Annotated in this window: 18 protein-coding genes; 2 read left to right on the top strand and 16 right to left on the bottom strand. The window is 58.9% G+C overall.

Annotated elements, in window-relative coordinates; all coding sequences use genetic code 11:
* Window positions 1–30 precede the first annotated feature (30 nt).
* The 4 genes from ABD013_RS08870 to ABD013_RS08885 all read right to left on the bottom strand — a co-directional run bounded on the left by ABD013_RS08870 (window position 31) and on the right by ABD013_RS08885 (window position 4,464).
* On the bottom strand, window positions 31–1,218 hold the full coding sequence (locus tag ABD013_RS08870; protein WP_343804965.1) for an acetyl-CoA C-acyltransferase family protein: 1,188 nt from the start codon (window positions 1,216–1,218) through the stop codon (window positions 31–33).
* 128 nt (window positions 1,219–1,346) lie between these two features.
* The gene (gene cynS, locus ABD013_RS08875) at window positions 1,347–1,790 is read right to left on the bottom strand and encodes a cyanase (protein ID WP_343804967.1); all 444 of its coding nucleotides are present in this window, start codon (window positions 1,788–1,790) and stop codon (window positions 1,347–1,349) included.
* A 26-nt stretch (window positions 1,791–1,816) separates the two neighbouring features.
* A complete protein-coding gene (locus tag ABD013_RS08880; RefSeq protein WP_343804969.1) occupies window positions 1,817–3,544 on the bottom strand; it encodes a bifunctional protein-serine/threonine kinase/phosphatase in 1,728 nt (575 codons plus the stop codon).
* A 71-nt stretch (window positions 3,545–3,615) separates the two neighbouring features.
* Complete coding sequence (locus tag ABD013_RS08885) at window positions 3,616–4,464, bottom strand: formate/nitrite transporter family protein (RefSeq protein WP_343804971.1); 849 nt, start codon at window positions 4,462–4,464, stop codon at window positions 3,616–3,618.
* Between the two features lie 366 nt (window positions 4,465–4,830).
* Here ABD013_RS08885 and cysQ point away from each other — a divergent pair, with 366 nt between their 5' ends.
* Together cysQ and ABD013_RS08895 are read left to right on the top strand one after the other, a co-directional pair.
* Window positions 4,831–5,634, top strand: coding sequence for a 3'(2'),5'-bisphosphate nucleotidase CysQ (cysQ, locus tag ABD013_RS08890; protein WP_343804973.1), 804 nt, complete (start codon window positions 4,831–4,833; stop codon window positions 5,632–5,634).
* Window positions 5,635–5,683: 49 nt separating this feature from the next.
* Window positions 5,684–6,604, top strand: a complete 921-nt coding sequence (locus ABD013_RS08895) for a sensor domain-containing diguanylate cyclase (protein WP_343804975.1) — start codon at window positions 5,684–5,686, stop codon at window positions 6,602–6,604.
* A 48-nt stretch (window positions 6,605–6,652) separates the two neighbouring features.
* Here the strand turns inward: ABD013_RS08895 and ABD013_RS08900 are convergent, their stop codons facing one another.
* The 12 genes from ABD013_RS08900 to hpaR form a co-directional block, all read right to left on the bottom strand.
* Window positions 6,653–7,420, bottom strand: a complete 768-nt coding sequence (locus ABD013_RS08900; protein WP_343804977.1) for a DUF4197 domain-containing protein — start codon at window positions 7,418–7,420, stop codon at window positions 6,653–6,655.
* A 51-nt stretch (window positions 7,421–7,471) separates the two neighbouring features.
* Entirely contained in the window at window positions 7,472–8,353 is an 882-nt protein-coding gene (locus ABD013_RS08905; RefSeq protein WP_343804979.1) for a DMT family transporter, read from the bottom strand.
* A gap of 141 nt (window positions 8,354–8,494) precedes the next feature.
* Complete coding sequence (locus tag ABD013_RS08910) at window positions 8,495–10,801, bottom strand: putative bifunctional diguanylate cyclase/phosphodiesterase (protein WP_343804981.1); 2,307 nt, start codon at window positions 10,799–10,801, stop codon at window positions 8,495–8,497.
* Window positions 10,802–11,008: 207 nt separating this feature from the next.
* On the bottom strand, window positions 11,009–11,776 hold the full coding sequence (locus ABD013_RS08915) for a LuxR C-terminal-related transcriptional regulator (protein ID WP_343804983.1): 768 nt from the start codon (window positions 11,774–11,776) through the stop codon (window positions 11,009–11,011).
* 185 nt (window positions 11,777–11,961) lie between these two features.
* On the bottom strand, window positions 11,962–12,900 hold the full coding sequence (locus ABD013_RS08920) for a p-hydroxyphenylacetate 3-hydroxylase reductase component (protein WP_343804985.1): 939 nt from the start codon (window positions 12,898–12,900) through the stop codon (window positions 11,962–11,964).
* Window positions 12,901–13,064: 164 nt separating this feature from the next.
* Window positions 13,065–14,234 carry a p-hydroxyphenylacetate 3-hydroxylase oxygenase component gene (locus ABD013_RS08925; RefSeq protein ID WP_343804987.1) on the bottom strand — a complete coding sequence of 390 codons (1,170 nt, stop codon included), beginning with the start codon at window positions 14,232–14,234 and terminating at the stop codon, window positions 13,065–13,067.
* A 229-nt stretch (window positions 14,235–14,463) separates the two neighbouring features.
* Window positions 14,464–15,645, bottom strand: coding sequence for a Bcr/CflA family multidrug efflux MFS transporter (locus tag ABD013_RS08930; RefSeq protein ID WP_343804989.1), 1,182 nt, complete (start codon window positions 15,643–15,645; stop codon window positions 14,464–14,466).
* 189 nt (window positions 15,646–15,834) lie between these two features.
* Window positions 15,835–16,761, bottom strand: a complete 927-nt coding sequence (hpaD, locus tag ABD013_RS08935) for a 3,4-dihydroxyphenylacetate 2,3-dioxygenase (protein WP_343804991.1) — start codon at window positions 16,759–16,761, stop codon at window positions 15,835–15,837.
* 53 nt (window positions 16,762–16,814) lie between these two features.
* Window positions 16,815–18,020 (bottom strand): multidrug effflux MFS transporter, encoded by a 1,206-nt coding sequence (locus ABD013_RS08940; protein WP_343804993.1) that lies wholly within the window; start codon window positions 18,018–18,020, stop codon window positions 16,815–16,817.
* A gap of 53 nt (window positions 18,021–18,073) precedes the next feature.
* Window positions 18,074–19,504: an aldehyde dehydrogenase family protein gene (locus tag ABD013_RS08945; protein ID WP_343804995.1), complete on the bottom strand. Its 1,431-nt coding sequence runs from the start codon at window positions 19,502–19,504 to the stop codon at window positions 18,074–18,076.
* Between the two features lie 92 nt (window positions 19,505–19,596).
* A complete protein-coding gene (gene hpaD / locus ABD013_RS08950) occupies window positions 19,597–20,448 on the bottom strand; it encodes a 3,4-dihydroxyphenylacetate 2,3-dioxygenase (RefSeq protein WP_343804997.1) in 852 nt (283 codons plus the stop codon).
* Between the two features lie 196 nt (window positions 20,449–20,644).
* The gene (gene hpaR / locus ABD013_RS08955) at window positions 20,645–21,067 is read right to left on the bottom strand and encodes a homoprotocatechuate degradation operon regulator HpaR (RefSeq protein WP_343804999.1); all 423 of its coding nucleotides are present in this window, start codon (window positions 21,065–21,067) and stop codon (window positions 20,645–20,647) included.
* Between the last annotated feature and the right edge of the window lie 41 nt (window positions 21,068–21,108).

Genomic DNA, 21,108 nt, shown 5'->3' on the forward strand with positions numbered 1-21,108 from the left:
CCCGCTATCGGGGCCCCCTTCTAATGCGTTTTACATCCGCTCGAAAATAACCGCGATCCCCTGACCGCCGCCGATACACATGGTGACCAGTGCATAACGGCCTTCAATACGCTGCAGCTCGTAGATCGCCTTGGTGGCGATATAGGCGCCAGAGCAACCGACGGGGTGACCAAGGGCGATTGCGCCGCCGTTCGGGTTGGTCTTGTCGAGATCCAGTTCCAGCCCCTTGGCTACGGTCAGTGCCTGAGCGGCAAAGGCTTCGTTGGACTCGATCACATCCATCTGCGCCAGGCTCAGGCCGGCTTTCTGCAGTGCCAGGCGTGAGGCCGGGATCGGGCCTTCACCCATGATCTCGTTGGAAACCCCTGCCAGGGCGTAGGACACCAGTCGTGCGATTGGCTTGTGGCCGTCACGAGCAGCCGCATCGGCGGATGCCAGCACCAGGTAAGCGGCGCCATCATTGATGCCGGAAGCGTTACCGGCGGTGACGGTGCCATCCTTTTTGAAGGCGGGGCGCATGCCGGCCAGCGATTCTGCCGTCGTGCCTGGTTTTACATGCTCATCAGTATCGATGATGGTCTCGCCCTTGCGGGTCTTGATGCTGACCGGCACGATCTGGTCCTTGAAGCGGCCAGCTTCAATAGCGGCAGCGGCACGGCGGTGAGATTCGGCGGCGAAGGCATCCTGTTCTTCACGGGAAATGCCCCATTTCTCGGCCAGGTTCTCCGCCGTAATGCCCATGTGGCCGGCACCGAAGGGGTCGCTCAGAGTGGCGACCATCATATCGATCATGCTGGTGTCGCCCATGCGGGCACCGCTGCGCATCGCCGTCGACAGATAGCCGGAACGGGACATCACCTCGACACCACCGCCGATACCATACTCGTAATCGCCGAGCATGATCGTCTGGGCAGTTGAAACGACGGCCTGCAGGCCCGAGCTGCACAGGCGGTTGACCGCCATGGCCACCGAGTCCATCGGCAGGCCAGCCTGAATGGAAGCGACACGAGCGACATAGGCAAAACGGGAGTCGGTGGGGATGCAGTGGCCGGAGCTGACGTAGTTGATCAGTTTGGGATCTACCCCGGAGCGTTCTATGGAGGCTTTCATTACCTGACCGGCCAGTTCTGCCGGTTCCAGCTGGCTGAGGCCACCACCAAATGATCCGATAGGGGAGCGGGCGGCGCTGAGTACAACAACTTCGTTATTGTTTTGCATGTGTGTCTCCGTCATTCAGTGGATAAGTAGCAACAGATATTCGATCCTTTGCTGGGGCAGCACAAGGTCTGAAGGGACTAGATCAAAGTCCCACCAAGTAGCCGATTCGAGCTAGTTCCTGGGATATCTCAGTAACTCTTATACGGCAAAAACTTGCCAGACATAACCATGTTGACGCGATCTCCGTTCGGATTTTCCTCGCGCTGAATATCCAGCGAGAAATCGATGGCGCTCATGATGCCGTCGCCGAACTCCTCGTGGATCAGTTCCTTGATGGCGCCGCCGTAAACACTGACGATCTCATACAGGCGGTAAAGCAGGGGATCGGTGGGGATGCCGCCATCGCCCTTGTGCGGCACGATCTGGAGCCAGGCAATGGCTTCGTCGCTGAGGTCGAACAGGCGGCCAACGGTTTCGGCCTGTTCCTTGTTGAAAGTCATCTGCCCCAGGCAGGCAGCCGTGGTCCATTCCTTGGACAGGCCGAGTTCGGCGGCAACGGTTTCCCAGCGCAGGCCTTTGCTGACTTTGGCGGAGAGGATCATGAGGGTAACGTCTTCTCGACTGCTGATCATGGATAACTCCTTGCGATAGCGCATGGTTAGGGGGTGTGCGTAAGCAGGTAAACGACGGCCAGTGCCAGCCCCAGCGAGATGCCCTGCCAGAACCGCACCGGGTGGCGTTCCATTAACGGCGGTTTGGTGCGGTTGAGGAAGCGCTGGCTGGGGTGGCGCAGGTCGTACAGAAATTCAGACAGACTGTCGTAGCGTTTGGTCGGCTCCGGATGCAGGGCCTGTTTCAGAGTGTCATCGATCCAGGCGGGAATCTCGCGATCTTCGTCCAGCACCGAGTCATAAACGAGCCGCTTTTGGGCCGCCAGAGTGCGGGTTCGGGCGACCCTATTACCGTAGGGGAAGCGCCCGGACAGCATCTGGTAGGTGATCACGGCCAGTGAGTAGAGATCGGCACGCCAGTCGCCGTACTCGCCAATGAAGTACTCCGGTGCCGAGTAGAGCGCCGTGCCCATCAGGTGGGGTTGTTCCAGCGCATGGGCGGACTCGACGATACCGGCGACACGGGTGGCGCCGAAATCGATGATGCGTACCGTGCCGGCACTGTCGATCATTACGTTGTCGGGCTTGAGGTCCTGATGCACCATCTCGCGGCGGTGGAACGCCTGCAGCCCGCGGGCAAGCTGTTCGATGATGTCACGCACGCTTTCCAGGTTTGGCCAGGGGTGATCGTTGATCCACTGGGCCAGTGTCTGTCCCTCGATATATTCGGTCACGGTGTAGAGGTAGTGGCGGGGCCGGTTCGGCGGCACGGCCTTGAGCACATGGGGACTGTCGATGCGCCGGGCGATCCACTCCTCCATCATGAAGCGTTCCAGATAGGCCGGGTCTTCGCCCAGGTCGATCGAAGGCGTCTTGATCACCACCTGTTGCCCGGATTCCAGATCTTCCGCCAGAAACACGTGACTGCGGCTGGTGGCGTGGAGCTCTCGCTGGATCAGGTAGCCCTCGAACACCATACGAGGCTCAAGCTGTGGTGGCAGCGGCAGCTGTTCCACCTGTTGTTGCACTACCTGATGTTCATAAGCGGGAAGGTTGTCGACGCGCAGAACCTGCAGGGTCAGGTTGTCGGGACTACCCTGTTCCAGGGCAGTTTCGACAATCGTCCGGGCGGCGCTGTTCAGGTCGCCGACGTGGCGGTCGAGCAGATCGAGGATGCAGGCATTGTCCACATGCTCGTAAACGCCGTCGCTGGCGAGCAGGTAGAGATCACCGGTGTGCAGCGGCAGGCATTGATAGTCCAGTTCCAATGCATCGTCGATACCAAGTGCACGGCTGAGGTAGCTTTCGTCACGGGATAGCCACAGGCGGTGGTCCTTGGTCAGCTGTTCCAGCGCCCGGTCGCGGATGCGGTAGATTCGGGTATCCCCCACATGGAAGAGGTGTGCGCTCTGGGCCTTGAGGATCAGGGCGCTGAAGGTGCAGACATAACCGCGGTTGTGGTCTTGGCGGTATTCGCTGCTGCGGGTCTGGGCATGGAGCCAGGAGTTGGTGGCAGAAAGCACCTTCTCGGCGGCGGTTTTCACTGACCAGGTATCGGAGGTGCAGAAGTAGTCATCAAGGAAGGACTTTACCGCTGCTGCGCTGGCTATCTGACTGACATCGCTGGAGCTGATGCCGTCGGCCAGTGCCAGGGCTGCCCCCTTGCGGCTGAGCTGGGGTTCGGCGGGAATCAGGGCACCGTGGAAATCCTGATTGGTGGCCTTGCGTCCCTTGTCGCTGTACTGGCCGAGGCTGAGCTGGAGTCCCGATTTCATGGCGTGTGCTCCCGTTCGGCGGAGGAGGGCAGCGCCCCGGTCGGGACGCTGCAAACTCAGGTTGGCAGGGATCAGGCTGCTTTGGCCGGGGTGGCACCAGGCGCGGTTGCAGCGAGTTTGCGCTTGGCACCTGTGCGTACGTGGGTGGTGTAGAGGGTCAGACCGGTAAAGGCCAGACCACCGACCAGGTTGCCCAGTGCGGTCGGAATCTCGTTCCAGATCAGATAGTCGGCGATGGAGAAGTTGCCGCCCATGATCATGGAGAAGGGGAACAGAAACATGTTGACCACGGAGTGCTCGAAGCCCATGAAGAAGAACAGCATGATCGGCATCCACATCGCCAGCACCTTGCCGCTGACGTGGGTGGAGATCATCGCGCCGACCACGCCCATGGACACCATCCAGTTGCACAGCATGCCGCGAATGAAGATGGTGAGCCAGCCGTCTGCGCCATAGGCGGCATAGCCAACGGTACGGGACTCACCGATACCGGCAACCTTCTCGGCGATGGCGCCACCGTCGGTGTTGAATCCCATGGTGAAGATATAAGCCATCATCACGGCCACGGTGAAGGCACCGGCGAAGTTGCCGACGAAGACCAGTCCCCAGTTGCGCAGGATCTGTGAAGGTGTCACGCCCGGTCGCTTGTCGAGCCAGGCCAGTGGCGTGAGCATGAACACACCTGTCAGCAGGTCAAAGCCCATCAGGTAGAGCATGCAGAATCCGACCGGGAACAGAATCGCCCCGATCAGAAATACACCGGTTTTTACGGCGACGGTGATGGCAAATACTGCCGCCAGTGCCAGTATTGCCCCGGCCATGTAGGCGCGGATCAGGGTATCGCGGGTCGACATGTGAATCTTGGCTTCGCCAGCATCCACCATCTTGGTCACAAACTCGGTCGGCATCAGATAGGCCATAGTGATCACCTCTTTTGGAGACAGTCGTTCGAAGTTGCGCAAGAGCCATAAAAAAACGGCGCTCAGACACCACCGGCGGAAGCGGGTGGGGTCTGGACGCCGTTGTCCAATGACACTCAAAGTCGCTGAAGCCGGCAGTGGCTTCATCTGTTCTGGATAGTGCACGGGCTGTGCCAGAATGGTTGTTGTCTATGTAACTGTCTGTTTATTAATGGCTATTTCGTTTTTTGAACTGTAGGTGCCTGCTTGTATAGCTGCGCCCCAATGGTGCGTGGGGACTGAATTGTGCGCTGCAATAGAGCAGCTTATGGTGTTAGGGAAATGGTAGAATCGGCCCTGATGACTTATTGATCTACAGGAGCCGCCATGCCTTCCCATTCGGAGCACCTTTTTTCACTGGAATTACTGCTGCAACAGGTGGAATGTATCGCCCGTGATGCCGGTACGGCGATTCTGCAGGTGTATGGGAAGGATGACTTTGGTGTTGAGCACAAGGCCGACGATTCGCCGCTGACCCGTGCAGACTTGGCGGCGAATGCGGTGATCGTGGATGGACTTAATAAGCTGGCCCCACGCTTTCCGATCCTGACAGAGGAAGCAGTGGAGGACTTTACCGGCCCCGATGCCGACGGCCGTTACTGGCTGGTCGACCCGCTGGATGGCACCAAGGAGTTCATCAAGCGCAATGGCGAATTCACCGTCAATATTGCGCTGATCGAGCAGGGCCGCCCGCTGCTGGGTGTGGTTCACGCGCCGGTGCTGGATACGACCTGGCTGGCTGCCGAAGGGCTGGGGGCTTTCCGCGTGGACACTGGTGGTGAGCGTCATTCGATTCATGTAAGCACTCACCTGCCCGGTACTCCCTGGAAAGTCTATGGCAGCCGCTCCCATCTGGGGCCGCATACCCTGGCCTGGATGGAGGCGCTGGGCGAGTATGCGTTGATCCGTATAGGCAGCTCGATCAAGCTCTGCCTGGTGGCCGAAGGGGCCGGGCATCTCTATCCGCGTCTGGGCCCCACCTGTCTCTGGGACACCGCCGCTGCCCATGCGGTGATCAATGCCGCAGGCGGTCAGCTGCTGACGCCGGAAGGGGAGGTGTTGAGCTATGCTGATACCTCCGAAACACTGAATCCCCACTTTATTGTCTATGGCGGTTCGAAGCCGGAGTAAGTGGCTGCTATTATCGGGTGAAAGGGATTGCCTGTGGAGAATCAGGAACGTGTATCTCGACCGAGACCAGATGCTGGTGGTACTTAATGCATTGCCAGACCCTGTATTTGTACTGACTGAAAGTGGCCTCTATGCCGGGCTGTTCGGTCATGCCGATCTCAATTACTATCATGATGGACATGATCTGGTGGGATGCTCCATTCAGACCATACTGCCGGCTGAGGTGGTTGACTGGATCATGGAGCATATTCAGGAAGCGCTTAACCAGAACGGCCTGATCAAGGTGGAGTATCCTCTGTCTGCCCAGCAGGTGAAGGGGCTGGAAAACCAGGCCGGGCCGGACGGCATGATCTGGTTTGAGGGCCATATTCAGCCCTTTCCCCAGTTGATCAATGGTGAACGTGCGGTGATCTGGGTGGCCCGTAACGTCACACCACGCAAGCTGCTGGAAGAGCAGTTGCTCGAAGCCAGCCAGACCGACCCGCTTACCCATGCGGCCAACCGCCGGCGTCTGTTGGAGGTGATGCAAGTCCATTTTGGCGCCTTTCGGCGCTATCGTCACCCGGTGGCGATGATCATGTTCGATATTGACCATTTCAAGCACCTGAATGATCGCTTCGGCCACCTGACTGGGGACAAGGTACTGCGTTGCCTGTCTGACATCTGCCGCCAGGAGCTGCGTGAGAATGATCTCCTGGCCCGCTTCGGTGGCGAGGAGTTCATTATCGTGCTGCCCAGTACCACTGCGGAACAGGCTGTTCAGACGGCTGAACGTATTCGCAACAGCATTACAACCGGTATCGCTCGCGAGATGGGAGAGGCGATGCAGGTAACGGTGAGCCTCGGCGTAAGTGAGTTGCTGGACAGTGATACCAGCCATGAACAGGTGATCCAGCGAGTGGATGAGGCGATGTACAGTGCCAAGCAGGCAGGGCGGAACCGAGTGGTGCGCTATTCCCTGGCGGAGTGATCCAGGGCGGGCGTTGCGGCCCGACCTCGACTCAGCGACCAGCCTGCTTTACTGTCCAAACACTTCCTTCAGCAGGTCAGTGGTGCGCGCCACCGGGTTCTCACGGATCTTCTTCTCTTCCTGTGCCAGGCGCAGGAAGAGACCGTCCAGGGCGGCTTCGGTCACATGATTACCAAGGTTCGGGCTCATGCCCTGCAGCATCGGCACCTGGCTTTCGGCCTGGCTGACCAGCAGCTGGTAGGCCTGCATCACGCCGGTATCGGCCATGGCATCCTCAATCAGCGGCTTCAACCGGGTGGTCAGCGGGCCACTGGTTTTCTCTCGGAAGTAGTCGGTGGCGGCGGTATCCCCCCCGGAGTAGATGCGACGGGCATCGTCCAGCGTCATGTTCTCCAGGGTATCCATGAAGATCGGTGTGGCTTCGCTGATTGCCTGTTCGGCCGCGCTGTTCATGCTCGCTTCGAAGGCATCCACCTGTGAGCCGAAGCCATAGTTGCGCATCAGGCCGCCGACGGACTCGAGCATGCCCGGCATGGGGATGCGGACATCGGCGTAGTTGGCATAGCCGCCGTTGGCTGCCAGGCGCTCAATGGCGCGTTCACCGCCGACTTTCAATGCTTCCTTGAGGCCCTTGGCCAGCGTGGCCGTATCCACCCCTGCAGGTGCCGGCGTTGAGCTGCTGCCGGATGAGGTTTGCTCCTGCAGTATTTTCTCGCCCTGTTTCAGCAGGTCATCCCAGCCGGCCTGTGCCGGTTGCGACAGCGTCAGTGACAGAATCAGGCCGCTTACGGCGACAGGGATCAGGCGGGTGTTCATGTTGGCATCCTCTTGGAGGCTGAAATAGGTTCAGTATAGTGCGCAAGCGATTCAGCGGTGTTGCAGCCATGCTCTCACGGCAGGCCAGCGGTTGACCAGCATGGCAAAGAAGATCAGGGCGCAGCCGCTGAACTGCAGCGCCGTCATCGTTTCGCCCAGCCAGAGGGCGGCCAGCAGGGCGGTCCAGACCGGCTCAAGCGTCATGATAATGGCCGTATGGCTGGGTGGCGCCAGGCTTTGGCCACGGGTCTGAATAAGAAAGCGCAGGCTGGTGGCGATCAGAGCGCTGGCGATCAGCCAACCCCAGATGGCCGGCGGCTGGTTGAAGTTCCACTGCTCAATCAGCAGCGAAATAACACCGGTAATCAGTCCGGTGACCAGTAGCTGCACGGCGGTCAGTGGCAGGGCTGGCAGGCGCGTAGCGGCGCGGCTGTTGAGGATAAAGCAAAAGGAAAACAGCAGCGCCGCAAGCAGGAAAAACACCTCGGCCAGCCCGAGATGGAACTCGCTGTCCAGCGACAGGCAGGCCATGCCGGCGATCACAAAAGGGATCGACAGGTACACATAGGGGCCGGATCGGTCGCCAAAGAGCAGGCTGATCAAGGGGACCAGTACTACACCAAGTCCGGTCAGAAAGGCGCCGATGCCCACATGGGTGGTCATCTCCAGTGCGAGTATCCAGAAGGTCAGAGCGCTGCCAAACACGGCACCGACCAGGCAGGCCGATTTCCACTGCGTCCGGGAAAATACCTTCATGGCGGACCAGCCGAGCACGGCCAGCACAACACCGGCGCTGAGAAAACGCAGTGCCATGAACAGCAGTGGTGCCAGGCCCTGTACCGCTTCACGCGAGAAAATCCAGCCGGCCGCCGCCAGCAGCGTGGTCAGCAACAGCAGCAGGTCGGCTTTGTGGTGTGTGGACAAGTTGAGCATCCTTTGCTTTGTCGAATGGTGAGAGCCGAATGGCAAGGGCCGCATCTTAGCAGAAAGTCGCAGGCGTACGCTTGACACAAAAAGGCGGCTATGAGGGCCGCCTTGGAGCATGCATCGAGGTCTTGTTAGCGGATGACCGTATCAGATGATGGGCAGAGGTTCAGCAGTCCGGGAGTGTTTGCTGTGGACGAGGCACATTTCCTGAATTCGCTCCAGGCGCTCGGGGCGGCTGAAGTAGTAGCCCTGGAAGCGGCGGCAGCCCATCAGAGCCAGCTCGGAAGCCTGGGCTTCCAGTTCCACGCCTTCCACGACGACGTCCATGTTATGACCTCTGGCGATGTAGAGAATGCTCTGTATCATGTTGGCGGCGCGCGGGTCGTCAAGCATGTTATCGACGAAGCTCTTATCGATCTTGAGCTCATCGATAGGCAGATCACGCAGCAGGCTGAGGGAGGAATAGCCGGTGCCAAAATCATCCATGGACAGGCGGATGCCCTGCCGCTGCAGGCGCTTGATGGTCAGCAACACCTGATCAAAGTTGGTCATGACCAGGCTTTCGGTGATCTCCAGTACCAGCTCCTGCGGCGGGATATGGTAGTTGCGCAGCAGGCAAAGCACGTCCTCCACGAAACTCGGATGTTCGAACTGGATAACCGAAATGTTGATCGCCAGGTCCAGACCATGACCGAGTTGCTCTCTCAGCTTGCTGTATTCCCGAAGGCTTGTATCCATAACGAAATGCCCCAGCGGCAGCATCAGGCCACTTTGTTCCGCCACTTGGACAAACTCCGCCGGCGACACGAACCCCAGCTCCTCATCCTCCCAGCGCACCAGAGCCTCCAGCCCGACAATGTGGCCATTTTCGTCCATTTGCGGCTGATACATCATGTGTAAACCATTTTCAGACAGTGCCTGGCGCAAGCGTTGTTCGACGACGAGCTGGCGCAGGTAGTCCATTTCCATCTCGGTCTTGTAGAGGCTTACGGCATTGCGGTTATGCTTGGCCTTGTAGAGCGCCAGGTGGGCACTGCGCAGCAGCTTGCTGGCCGAGTCACCGTGCGCCGGATAGGTGGCCATGCCGATGCTGGCGGTCAGCTGCAGTTCGTGCCGGCCGACCTGAATGCTCTGGGACAGCTGCTCAACCAGCGTGTGGCAGGCCTGTTTCAGGGTAGTGAGGTCGGTATTGGGGGAGGAGACGACGAACTCGTCACCGCCCAGCCGAGCCAGGCAGTGTTCGCTATCCAGCAGCGCTTTCAGGCGACGGCTGAACTCGACCAGGGTCTGATCGCCAACCTCCTGGCCGAAACGGTCATTGACGCCCCTGAAGTGGTCGATGTTGATGATCACCAGGCTGAATTTTTTCTGCTGTTCTATGGCGTTACTCAGACAGTCCAGCAGCCCCGCGCGGTTAAAAAAGCCGGTCAGGCTGTCATGGGTCGAGTGGTAGAGCAGTTCCGCTCGGCGTGCCCGTTCGGCGCGATCGATGATACGGAAGCAGGCGAAGAGTACGCCGGTAACGACCACGAACGTCAGCAGATAGGGCAGCACTGCGTGCCAGAATGCCTTCTGCATCGGAGCCAGATGAGTATCTGATATGACCCAGAGCTGATAGCGATCGTTGAAAACCGTGGCTGTCAGGTGAGGGATACCGTCATATTCGCGGGAGAAGCTGAAGACCTTGCCCGTGGCCTTGAGCTCCTCAATTGATATACCCAGCTCGGCCTCTAATGTGCCTCGATTGACCTCGCGCTGTTCAAGACTGTTTTGGGCGTCGTTATAGGCTTCTGGAACGGCATGATCACTTGAAATGAACTGCAGATAACCGTCGACCTCCCGGTAAAGGACTACGCTGTCATCCGGGCCATCATGCAGTGCCTGGGCAAATACGGTATCACTGGAGTCCATACGCAGTCCGGCCGTCATGACGGCGATAGCTTCGCCCGCTTCGTTTCTCAGTGCCTTGCGAATGGGGATAACCCAGGAATCCAGTGCCGGCATGAAGTAGGTTCTGCCCAGCACCATCGCTTTTGATTCCAGGGCCTGAGCAAAGGCGGCGGCCGTACTGGGGTGAGTGCTGAGGTTGGGAAGCTTGGCAAGGTCCAGATTGGAGCTGACCCGAACCAGAGTGCCGTCGGGCCGGGCCAGGCCGAAACCGACAGCACTTTTGTCCACACTCAGTACATGATCCAGCAGGGGCAACTGAAGACTTGAATCGAACATCTGCTCATTGTGGATCAGCTCTCGGCCTACCACATCAAGGACCAGCTCCTGGGTACGCAATATGTTATCAACGGCCTGGGAAACCAGCACTGCTCGGTTACGGTGGTAGGTTTCCGAATGGTCGTAGATGGACTGCCAGCGTGCATGCAGGATCACCGCCAGTAAAGCGATCCCCCCCAGCAATATCAGCCAGAACAGAGTCCAGAGGTTGCGTTTCAATGCGGCCATCAATGGTTTCCCGGTTGCAGGAGGCTTAAGCCGGGCAAGGCTTCCAAGCCATTCATGGACATTGTTGCCCATACAGCAGATGCAGGATCACTTACCTGACCCAAACTGTAAACTATTGTCCGAAATTTTTTTGTGTCAGATCAATTCAACCCCGACTCATGTCGCTATAAATGCCAGGAGTGGTGTGAGCAGAATCTGTTGTGCCTGTCAGCGGCAGAGTGCAAACAGCTGGGCACGGCTGGAGATGCCCAGTTTTTCGTAGGCCCGCTTGCGGTAAGTGATCACGCTGCTGACGGCCACATCAAGCTCAGCGGCAATCGCTTCATTTTTCTTGCCACGCAGCACTGCACGGCAGACCTGTTGCTCCCGTTCAGACAGGAAGGCCAGTGGACCTTCCTGGCGCAGGCTTTCGTTCAGTTCGAAATGCTTGCTGACCAGGATGCTGATCAGGGCGCAGGCGCTATGGGTGAAGGACTCGTCGTTAAAACGCTCGTCGAAACCGGGTTCGCGTCGGTAAAGGTTGATGTAGTAGTTGCCCTGATCGGTACCGCGGATGATCGAGATCTTATCGGTAAAGCCTGGCGCTTCGAAAAATTCCTTGCGGTAATGAAGCCCCATGTCGCCGCTGACCGAGTTGAAGCGCACAATTTCGAGATTGCCCGGCGTTATGGTCTTGAGGGTCAGAAAGTTGGGGTCCTGCAGGTAGTGGCGTTCACCAACATAGGTTTCAGCCAGACGCTTGCCGGAGGCTTCTCGGGCGTAGTCCTTGTAGATAAGTGTGGACACCTGCTGGCCGTCCGGGCAGTAAAAAACCATGCACTGTTCAGTACCGAATTCACGTTGCAGCCAGTCGAGGAAAGCGTCATAGAAAGCTGCGGTGCCCAGCTGTTCCAGGACAAGGAGTACCTGGGGGGATGGCGTCCAGCCAGAGGATATGCCCTGAGTCGCATTGGCGTACGGGCGCGTTCGCGGCATCGAGGATCTCCGTTGCAGGTTTATATCCAGCTTAGTGCAGAAATGCAGGCGGAGATGATAGCAGAAAGTGTTCGAGGAGGGGCCGGGATACCTTGAGCCCTGTGCCGCCGTCTCTTTCGGCACAGGAGGTATCCCGGGTGACCGGCCCGAAGGCCGGTCTAGTTGGAATGTGTTCGGTCTGGCATTCAGTGGGCAGCGAGTGTGCTCAGCACCTTCTTGAAGGTGGCCAGTTCCTCTTCACTGAACTGGCTGAACATCTTCTCCTGCTCTTCTTCGGAGATGCGCCACAGGGCTTCAGCCTGCTCTACACCCTGTTCAGTAATGCTGTAGTTTTCGTCAGCACAGCTGATCAGGCCCTTGCGCTGCAGGATAGCGGCGGCTTCCTGTACCTCGATATCCGGCATGTTGATTTCGGTCAGCAGCTCTTTCTGAGTCAGGCTTGGGGTCTGCTGCAGCACCATCAGCATGCGCGCTTCGCTGGTACGCAGACCGGTGGACAGCTGCAGCGGCGAGTAGTCAGCCTGGTAGCTGCGTACGGCCTGGGTCATCAGGTAGTACAGGTTGTTGCTCAGGCGGCCTTCCAGTTTCTGCACGGCTTCCGGCTGCTCATCGGTCTTGGTCGGGAAGCGGGAGTGCGGCATAACCACGGAGTAGCTGCCCTGATGGTACAGCAGGGGAGCACGACCCGCGTCTTCGAATGCGACAACCTTGCCGATCAGGATCCAGTGGTCGCCACCGTCAACGGTTTCGTAGCTTTCGCACTGGAAGCAGGCAGAGGTGTGCGGCAGTACCGGTGCGCCACCAAAACCTTCGGTGTATTCGACACCCGCGAACTTGTCATCGCTGGGACGCGCAAAGTGGTTGGATACATCGATCTGATCCGCCGCCAGAATGTTGACCGCGAAGTGGGTGGCTTCTTCGAAGATCTTGCAGCTGCCGGAGCGCTTGTCGATGCTCCACAGGATCAGTGCCGGATCCAGAGAAACAGAGTTGAAGCTGTTGGCGGTAACGCCGGTCTTTTCGCCGGAAGGGGTGGTCGCCGTGATAACGGTGATGCCGGTGGCGAAGTTGCCCAGTGCGCGGCGGAAAGCTTTGGAATCGAATTCAGTGACTTGAGTACTCATAAGGGCACCTGATGTTGGGTTCTTATGTGAAGATGGCAAAACCGAATACATGCGGTGTCAATCAGGTTTAACTATAGACCTGTCGGCTCTGCAGGTTATCCCTCAGAACAAGGGACAGGGCGCACACCTTAGGGTGTGCGCCCGAGGGGTGTATCCGGCAGGGATTAGAGCAGGGAGGGATCCGGCTCCAGACCCAGGATTTCACGACCGATGATCTGGGCGCAGACATCGTAGTCAGTGTAGGCATGCGCAGCGGTCATGTTGGACTCGCGCCACAGGCGCTGACCTTCACGGTCTGCCAGCCAGTTGGAGGCGCCCATTACAGCCCACAGACGGTTGACGGCTTCGACACACATCTTGATGGCGTAAGCCTGGTTGGTGCGCCAGTGCGCCAGGGTGTAGCGGTCCGGGTATTCGTGACGTTCGCCGTATTCCTTGTGCTCGTTCCAGGTTTTTTCCAGGTAGGCGCGAGCGGCGCACACCTGCTGGTAGGACTCGGCGATACGCAGGATCGGCGGGATGGACTCTTTCACCTGAGCGCCGGTGTAGGCACGTACACGGTTCTTGGTCATTTCCTTGTATACATCGATCATGCGCTCGGCAACACCCAGGCTCATGGCCGCGAAGCCACAGGCGAAGTATGGACGGTACGGAGTGTGGTAGATCTTGCTGTCCGGATACAGGGAGCGGCCCACGTGACGGCCTTCCATCATGTCGCCGGCTGCCTGGATGCGGTGCTCCGGTACGAAGACGCCTTCGATACGGGCGGTCTTGGTGCCACTGCCCTGCATGCCGGCAGAATACCAGTCATCGATGATGGTGAATTCTTTTTTCGGAATTACGGCGAAGCTGTAGATCTTTTCGCCGGCGTCGTTGAAGCGGTTGAAGCCAACGATGATCCACTGGGCGTGGTCGACACCGGAGCTCCACTTCATGTCGCCGGTGAAGATGATGCCGCCTTCGACTTCTTCGTGCTTGCCGAACGGTGCGATGGAACTGGAGGCAACAGTATCCGGGTTTTCGCCCCAGAACTCTTCCTGAGCTTCCTTGGAGAACATCGCCATCTGGTGGTTGTGTGTGCACAGCAGGCTGTAGGCCCAGGCGGTGGAGCAGCAGGCACCTGCCAGCGCTGCGATGCAATCGGTAAACTCGGGCAGGCTCATTTCCAGACCGCCGTAAGCTTTCGGCAGGAAGGCACGGTTCAGGCCGATGCCGTGCAGCATATCAATGTTTTCCTGCGGCACCTGGCGCAGCTCTTCCGCCTTGCTGGCGTTGGCGCGAATGGCAGGCAGGATCTCTTTGAGTTTCTCGAGCATCGGATTGTGCATAGTCATCTGGATCGTCTCTCTTCTAATAGTCTGAAACTGCTGCTGGAGCCGGGTTGGGTATTGAGGAACCGGCTGAGCAACGAAATACTGATCCGCTAGGATTCACCGATTATGCGGAGTAAATCCGATACAGGAAATGTAAAAATCTGGTTCGTTATTGTATTTTTCTGTATTTTCTTCCCCCGCCTGGAGCGGGGGGATTACTTCAATATAGACAAGGAAGCACCAGGACAATTCAGTCGTGGCTGCGGGTCAGGCTCAGTGCCAGCAGGGAGCCGACACCGGTGAGGCCGATGATCAGGGTCATCGGCAGTGGCGAGCCGTCATGCAGCGCACTGGTGACCGAGCTGGCCAGGGCGCCGAGTCCAAACTGACAGGCGACGGCCAGGCCAGCGGCAGCACCAGCCTGTTCCGGATAGCGTGACAGCAGGCTGGCCATGCAGTTGGCACCCATGACGCCGGTGACGCTGACATAGCCAAGCAATCCGGCGACAATCAGGGGCAGACCGCCGAGGCCACTGACGCCGGCCAGAATCAATACCAGTCCCGAGATCGCCGCCAGAGCAGCCCCGGCAATCAGCAGTTTCTGGGTGCCCAGTTTGCCGACATAACGGGCGTTGAGGCTGACCAGCACGATGATGCCGCCGATGTTGAGGCTGAACAGCCAGGCGAAGTGCTGGGGTGCAACGCCAAAGTAATCGATGTAGACGAACGGCGAGGCGGTGATATAGGCGAACATGCCGGCAAAGGAGAGTGCCATGCAAAGGATATAGCCCAGCGCGACCGGCTGAACGCCGATATGCAGGTAGGCCTTGAATACCGCCAGAATACTGGCCTTGCGCGAATCGCCGTGATGAGTCTCGGGGATCTTCCAGGCGCTGAACAGCAACATGATGGCGGCGAACGCGAAAAGTACCATGAACAGTGAGCGCCAGCCGGAGATCAGGATCAGGTAGCCGCCCAGCAGCGGTGCGATCAGGGTGGCGATCATGGTGACCAGGTGCATCAGCGACAGCACCCGGGCGGCTTCGTTGAGGGGAAAAAGATCGCGCACGATGGCGCGGGCCAGAACGGATGCAGCTGCCCCGCCCAGAGCCTGCACGAAGCGAGCCGCGATCAGCCATTCGGCACTGTTGGCGAGGATACAGCCGATGCTGGCGATCAGATAGAGGCCGATGCCGCCCAACAACAGGCCGCGACGGCCGAACTTGTCTGACAGCGGGCCGTAAAACAGCATGCCGATAAACAGGCCGACCAGAAAGGCGCTGATGGTCAGCTGGATGCTGGACTCGGGTGCCTGCAGGTCCTCGGCGATAAGGGGCAGGCTGGGCAGGTACATATCGATCGATAGCGGGCCGAAAGCGACGAGCGCGGCCAGCAGCACGATCAGGCGTTGGGGGTTGGCTACCGATGACATCAAGGGCTCCAGTGTTCTTGTGAATTGTTATCCCTGAAATATTACCACTGACGGCAATCTATTTAATATATTAACTAGATTGCCGGCTGGCTGATTTTTCACTTGCCGGACATCCTCATCAGTCTAGACCCGGTAACGAAAACGGCCTGCAGAAGCAGGCCGTTGAGTGCAGGGTGAAATCAATTTTAATCAGACGCGGCTGGAGCCCGGTGCGAAGGACTTGGTCACGGATGCCTGAGGGCCCGGAACCTGATCGCCGCTGACCGGTGATACCGGGAAGACAGCGTTGATCTGGCCAGTACCGGAGCTGCCGAAGTATGGCGTCAGTACTTCCACTTTCTGGTCGTATTCGGACCAGCCCAGTGCGCCCAGCAGCATGGCGGTGTCATGCATGAAGCCTTCCCCGTGACCCTTCACCGCATACTCGGGCAGCATTTCGCAGAAATCTTCCCATTCCGCGTTTTCCCACATGCGTACCACTTCGTGGTCCAGGCGCTCCAGGAACGGCGACCAGGTCTTGGTAGCAAAATCCGGCGCCTGACCGTTCTGGGCGAAGCGGTGTGACAGGGAGCCGGATGCCAGGATAGCCACGGTGCCGTCGTATTTCTCTTCGATTACCTTGCGCATCGCCCAGCCCAGGCGCGCACTGTCGTTCAGGTAGTGCACGGTGCACATGGCTGAAACGGAGATCACCTTGAAGTGGCGGTCTTCGTTCATGTAGCGCATCGGTACCAGGGTGCCGTATTCCGGGTCCAGCGTAGTGGAATCGTGGGCCAGGGTCTCAACGCCCTGAGCGTTGCACTCTTCCGCCAGCAAACGGCCCAGCTCGGGGTTACCGTCATACTCGAACTTCATGTTGGAGATGAAGTGCGGCAGCTCGTTACTGGTGTATTCACCGGCCCAGTGCGCCGCGCAGTTGATGTGGTAGTTGGCGTTCACCAGCCAGTGTGTATCGAACACGATGATGGTGTCGACGCCCAGCTCGCGGCAGCGGCGGCTGATTTCCTTGTGGCCGTCGATGGCGGCCTGGCGGAAGCCCTTCTGCGGACCGTCCAGCTCCGACAGGTACATGGACGGAACGTGTGTGATTTTTGCAGCTAATGCGAGTTTACCCATGAGGCTATCCTCTTCTAATTATCGCGGGCGTATACCCGGTCAAGCATTGGGCATCAGGGCTGTTGCACCGATGCCGGATCTGTCGTTTGGTGTCCTGCACGCCAGGCTTGCCAGTGAGCCAGCAGGGCGATGCAGGGCGCCAGCAAAATACAGCTGAACAGGGTGGTGATGCCCACCTCCAGCAGCCAAGGCACCAGCTGGGCGATGGCCGCGCCGGTGAGCAGCTGGATGAAGCCCATCAGCCCCGATGCAGTACCGGCCGAGCCGGTCGCGCAGCTGATGGCGGCGGACTGGGCGTTGGGCTGACTCAGTCCGCGACCGAAGGTCACCAGCGCCATCGGCAGGAACAGGCTGGCGAAACTCAGCGTCTCGAACAGCGCGGACAGCAGCAGGATAGCTGCGCCGACCAGCGACAGGCTGTTGCCCAGCAGGACCATCTGGTCGATGCTGAAACGACGCGCCAGTTGCGTGGAGCTGAAGCTGCCCAGCATGAACGCCAGCGATACGGCCAGAAACCAGAGACCGAAATCGGCGGAGTCGCCCTGCAGCTGGTCGACCACCAGGTAGGGACTGCTGCCGACAAACAGGTAAAAAGCCGAGGCGATCGCGGTGGTGGATACTGCGTAGCCCAAGTATTGACCTGATTTAAGCACTTCGCCATAGCGGCCCAAAAGGCTGCCCAGACGCAGGCTGTCACTGCGTTCGGAGCATGTTTCCGGCAGCAGGGTCAGCGCAAACAGCCAGACCAGCGCACCCATCACGATGGATACATAAAACACTGATTGCCAGCCGCTCCACAGGTTCAGATAGCCACCCAGTGTCGGTGCGATTGACTGCGCGATGGCGATCGCCATTACCACATAGCCCATGCGCCCGGCCGCACCCGCGCGACCATGCACATCCAGGATGATGGTGCGCGCCAGTACCATGGCGGTACTGCCCCCCAGTGCCTGGAGTACACGCCCGGCGATCAGCCATTCCACCCCCGTGGCCTGAGCCGCCAGCAGGCTGCCGGCTACATGCAGTCCCAGACCTGTCAGCAGTACCGGGCGGCGGCCGAAAAAATCGGCCAGGGGGCCCGAAATCAGCTGGCCGAAGGCAAGCGTCAGCAGGTAGGCGGTAAAGGTGATCTGGATGGTGCCGATATCCGTGTGCAGCGCCTTCGCCGCATCCGGCATCGCCGGTACGAAGGCGTTCAGCGCCAATGGACTGGCCATGGCGATGAAGATCAGCAGGATCAGGGAGGGCTGTTGTTTCAACGGTCGACCTGTTCAGCAAGGCTGCAGGGGCCTGAGAGCCCCTGCAGAGATCCTTAGTTCGGGTTGCGAACGACCAGCATGCGCAGTTCGGTCATGTCTTCGATCGCGTAGCGAACGCCTTCACGACCCAGGCCGCTGTCCTTCACGCCGCCGTACGGCATGTGGTCGACACGCCAGGACGGTACGTCACCGATGACAACACCGCCGACTTCCAGTTCGTCCCAGGCTTTCTGGATCTTGTAGATGTCGCGAGTGAAGATACCGGCCTGCAGACCGAAGTCGGAGTTGTTGACCTCTTTCAGTGCCGCATCGAAATCGCTGAACTTGGACAGGATTGCTACCGGACCGAAGGCTTCCTGGGTGTTCACGTTCAGATCCGGTGCAACGTCCGCCAGCAGGGTCGCCTGCAGCATGGCGCCATCACGCTCGCCACCCGCCAGTACGGTTGCGCCGGCTTCTTTCGCTTCCAGTACCCAGTTGTGCAGACGGGTTGCTTCCTTCTCGGAGATCATCGGACCGATGAAGGTGTTCTCGTCTTTCGGGTCGCCGGATACCAGGGCGTTGACCGCTGCAGACAGCTTGTCGCGGACTTCATCGTAGTGCTTTTCGTGCACCATGATGCGCTGCACGCTGATGCAGCTCTGGCCGGACTGGTAGTAAGCGCCGAACACGATACGTGCAACAGCATCATCGATGTCGGTACCTTCATCAACGATACAGGCCGCGTTGCCACCCAGTTCCAGTACCACCGGCTTCTTGCCGGCCTTGGCTTTCAGCTGCCAGCCCACGTCCGGAGAACCGGTGAAGCTCAGCAGCTTCAGGCGGTCGTCGGTGGTGAACAGGTCGGCGCCGTCACGGTGACACGGCAGCACGGAGAAGGCACCCTTGGGCAGGTCGGTTTCGGCCAGGATCTCACCGATGATGATCGCACCGATCGGCGTCAGGCTTGCCGGCTTCAGGATGAACGGGCAGCCCGCCGCAATGGCCGGAGCCACTTTATGCGCAGCCAGGTTCAGCGGGAAGTTGAACGGAGAAATGAAAGAGCAGGGGCCGATCGGCACACGCTTCCACATGCCGGTGTAGCCTTCGGCACGCGGTGTGATATCCATCGGCACCACTTCACCGCCGATACGTACGGCTTCTTCGGCGGCGATACGGAAGGTATCGATCAGACGGGTGACTTCACCGCGAGCATCCTTGATCGGTTTGCCGGCTTCGATGCACAGGGCAACAGCCAGCTCTTCAGCGCGCTCTTCGAAACGCTTGACGCAGTAGTTCAGGATCTCCTGACGCTTGTACGCCGGCAGCTTGCGCATCGGCTCGGCAGCCGCATCGGCAGCGGCGATCGCCTGATCGATGGCGGCGGCGTCAGCCATGGCCACGCGCGTAGCGACTTCGCCGCTGAACTTGTCGGTCACCGCCAGGTCCTGGTTCGGCGCCTGAGCTTCGTTGGCCAGGTAGTAAGGGTAGGATGCTTGCAGCATGGGATGGGTCTCCGTCTGCTTATTAATGTTGGGTTAGTACGTAATTGTTATCGGTCTCCGGCCGCAGCCGGAGACAGGAACCTGTTGTTAACTTAGTCGACCGGGAAGATCACGTTGGCCTGGCCGGTGCCGGAGCTCGGGAAGTATTCACCGATCAGCTCACCCTTGCCGGTGTACTTGTCCCAGCCCAGGGCACCGAACAGCATCGCCGTATCGTGCATGCCGCCTTCGCCGCAGCAGTACTGAGCGTATTCCGGCAGCATTTTCAGGAAGGTGTCGATCTCGCCGTTCTGCCACAGTTCCAGCACGCGCAGGTCAACCTGACGGTTGAATTCGCGGGAGATGGTGAAGGTGCCGTTGTTGGCTTCGTACAGATCGTTTTCCCAGATCTTGTGCGACAGGGAGCCGGATGCCAGCAGCAGGACCTTGCAGTCGCTTTCCTTCACCGCTTCGGTGATCGCTTCGCCCAGTTTGCGCGAGGCTTCCAGACTGTGCACAGTGCACCAGGCCGCGATGGAGACGATCGGCATATCGCCCGGTTCCATGAAGTGCATGGGGACCAGGGTGCCGTATTCCAGATCCAGAGTTTCAACCTGGTGGGACAGGGTGAAAACGCCTTTTTCAGTCGCCTTGGCTGCGATGGCGTCGCCCAGCGCCGGGTTGCCGCGGTAGTCATATTCCAGGTTCTGGATGAAGTGCGGGAACTCGTGGCTGGTGAAGCAGCCCTTGAAACGCGCATTGCTGTTGATGTGGTAACCGGCGTTGACCAGCCAGTGAGTGTCCAGAACGATGACTGTGTCAGCACCGGCTTCACGTGCTCGGCGCATGATCTCGCGCTGGCCGTCGATTGCCTGCTGGCGGCAGCCCTGCAGTTTACCCGGCTGCTCGGACAGCAGCATGGTCGGGACATGAGTAATTTTTGCAGCTAATACGATTTCGCCCATGGTGACACCTTCTTGTTTTGAGGGTTGGCGGATCTGGTCTGGAAGGCAATGAAGCCTGCCTGGGGGTCAACAGATCAATCCGAATAACGTCTGCACTTTGTTAACATGTTAACTAATGCTAGTTAACATGTTATCTAATGTCAACGGCTCCCCGAAAGGGGCGCCGTTCAACAACAGAAAGGATTATTGACAGGGGTCAGGGTTTAATCTGGCAGAGAAGGTTGAGCAGTTTATCGAGCTGTTCCATGTTCTCGCGGGTGAACTGATCGGTGATCTCCTTGTAGCGGGCTTCCAGGCTTGGGCTCACCTTGTCAAACATCTCCTTGGCCTTGTCGGTCAGGCTGATCAGCACGCGGCGCTGGTCTTCCGGCGAGCGGCGACGCTGGATGTAGTCTTGCTGTTCAAGGCGGCTGATAATGCCGGTCAGGCTGGGGCTGAGAATGCAGCACAGTTCGGCCAGTTGCTTGGACTCCAGCTCGCCGTGTTCGTCCAGTGCTCGGATGATACGCCACTGCTGTTCGGTCAGCGGGATTTCCTGAAGTACAGGACGAAAGAAGCCCATGGTGACCTCGCGGGCCTTGAGCAGTTTGAGCGGTATGGAGTCTTCGTATTTACGCATGAGTGAAAAGTTACCCGTCGTTTGGCTCTGGCTCGGTGGCA

The sequence above is a fragment of the Marinobacterium maritimum genome (assembly GCF_039523155.1).
Lineage (GTDB): Bacteria > Pseudomonadota > Gammaproteobacteria > Pseudomonadales > Balneatricaceae > Marinobacterium > Marinobacterium maritimum.

Bases quoted from the DNA above. Each gene is read 5' to 3' on its own strand.
- ABD013_RS08930 (WP_343804989.1), bottom strand. From the start codon at position 15,645: ATGTCATCGGTAGCCAACCCCCAACGCCTGATCGTGCTGCTGGCCGCG.
- hpaD (WP_343804991.1), bottom strand. From the start codon at position 16,761: ATGGGTAAACTCGCATTAGCTGCAAAAATCACACACGTTCCGTCCATG.
- ABD013_RS08920 (WP_343804985.1), bottom strand. From the start codon at position 12,900: ATGAGTACTCAAGTCACTGAATTCGATTCCAAAGCTTTCCGCCGCGCA.
- ABD013_RS08905 (WP_343804979.1), bottom strand. From the start codon at position 8,353: ATGCTCAACTTGTCCACACACCACAAAGCCGACCTGCTGCTGTTGCTG.
- ABD013_RS08910 (WP_343804981.1), bottom strand. From the start codon at position 10,801: ATGGCCGCATTGAAACGCAACCTCTGGACTCTGTTCTGGCTGATATTG.
- ABD013_RS08900 (WP_343804977.1), bottom strand. From the start codon at position 7,420: ATGAACACCCGCCTGATCCCTGTCGCCGTAAGCGGCCTGATTCTGTCA.
- ABD013_RS08870 (WP_343804965.1), bottom strand. From the start codon at position 1,218: ATGCAAAACAATAACGAAGTTGTTGTACTCAGCGCCGCCCGCTCCCCT.
- hpaR (WP_343804999.1), bottom strand. From the start codon at position 21,067: ATGCGTAAATACGAAGACTCCATACCGCTCAAACTGCTCAAGGCCCGC.
- cysQ (WP_343804973.1), top strand. From the start codon at position 4,831: ATGCCTTCCCATTCGGAGCACCTTTTTTCACTGGAATTACTGCTGCAA.
- cynS (WP_343804967.1), bottom strand. From the start codon at position 1,790: ATGATCAGCAGTCGAGAAGACGTTACCCTCATGATCCTCTCCGCCAAA.
- ABD013_RS08945 (WP_343804995.1), bottom strand. From the start codon at position 19,504: ATGCTGCAAGCATCCTACCCTTACTACCTGGCCAACGAAGCTCAGGCG.
- hpaD (WP_343804997.1), bottom strand. From the start codon at position 20,448: ATGGGCGAAATCGTATTAGCTGCAAAAATTACTCATGTCCCGACCATG.
- ABD013_RS08915 (WP_343804983.1), bottom strand. From the start codon at position 11,776: ATGCCGCGAACGCGCCCGTACGCCAATGCGACTCAGGGCATATCCTCT.
- ABD013_RS08880 (WP_343804969.1), bottom strand. From the start codon at position 3,544: ATGAAATCGGGACTCCAGCTCAGCCTCGGCCAGTACAGCGACAAGGGA.
- ABD013_RS08885 (WP_343804971.1), bottom strand. From the start codon at position 4,464: ATGGCCTATCTGATGCCGACCGAGTTTGTGACCAAGATGGTGGATGCT.
- ABD013_RS08925 (WP_343804987.1), bottom strand. From the start codon at position 14,234: ATGACTATGCACAATCCGATGCTCGAGAAACTCAAAGAGATCCTGCCT.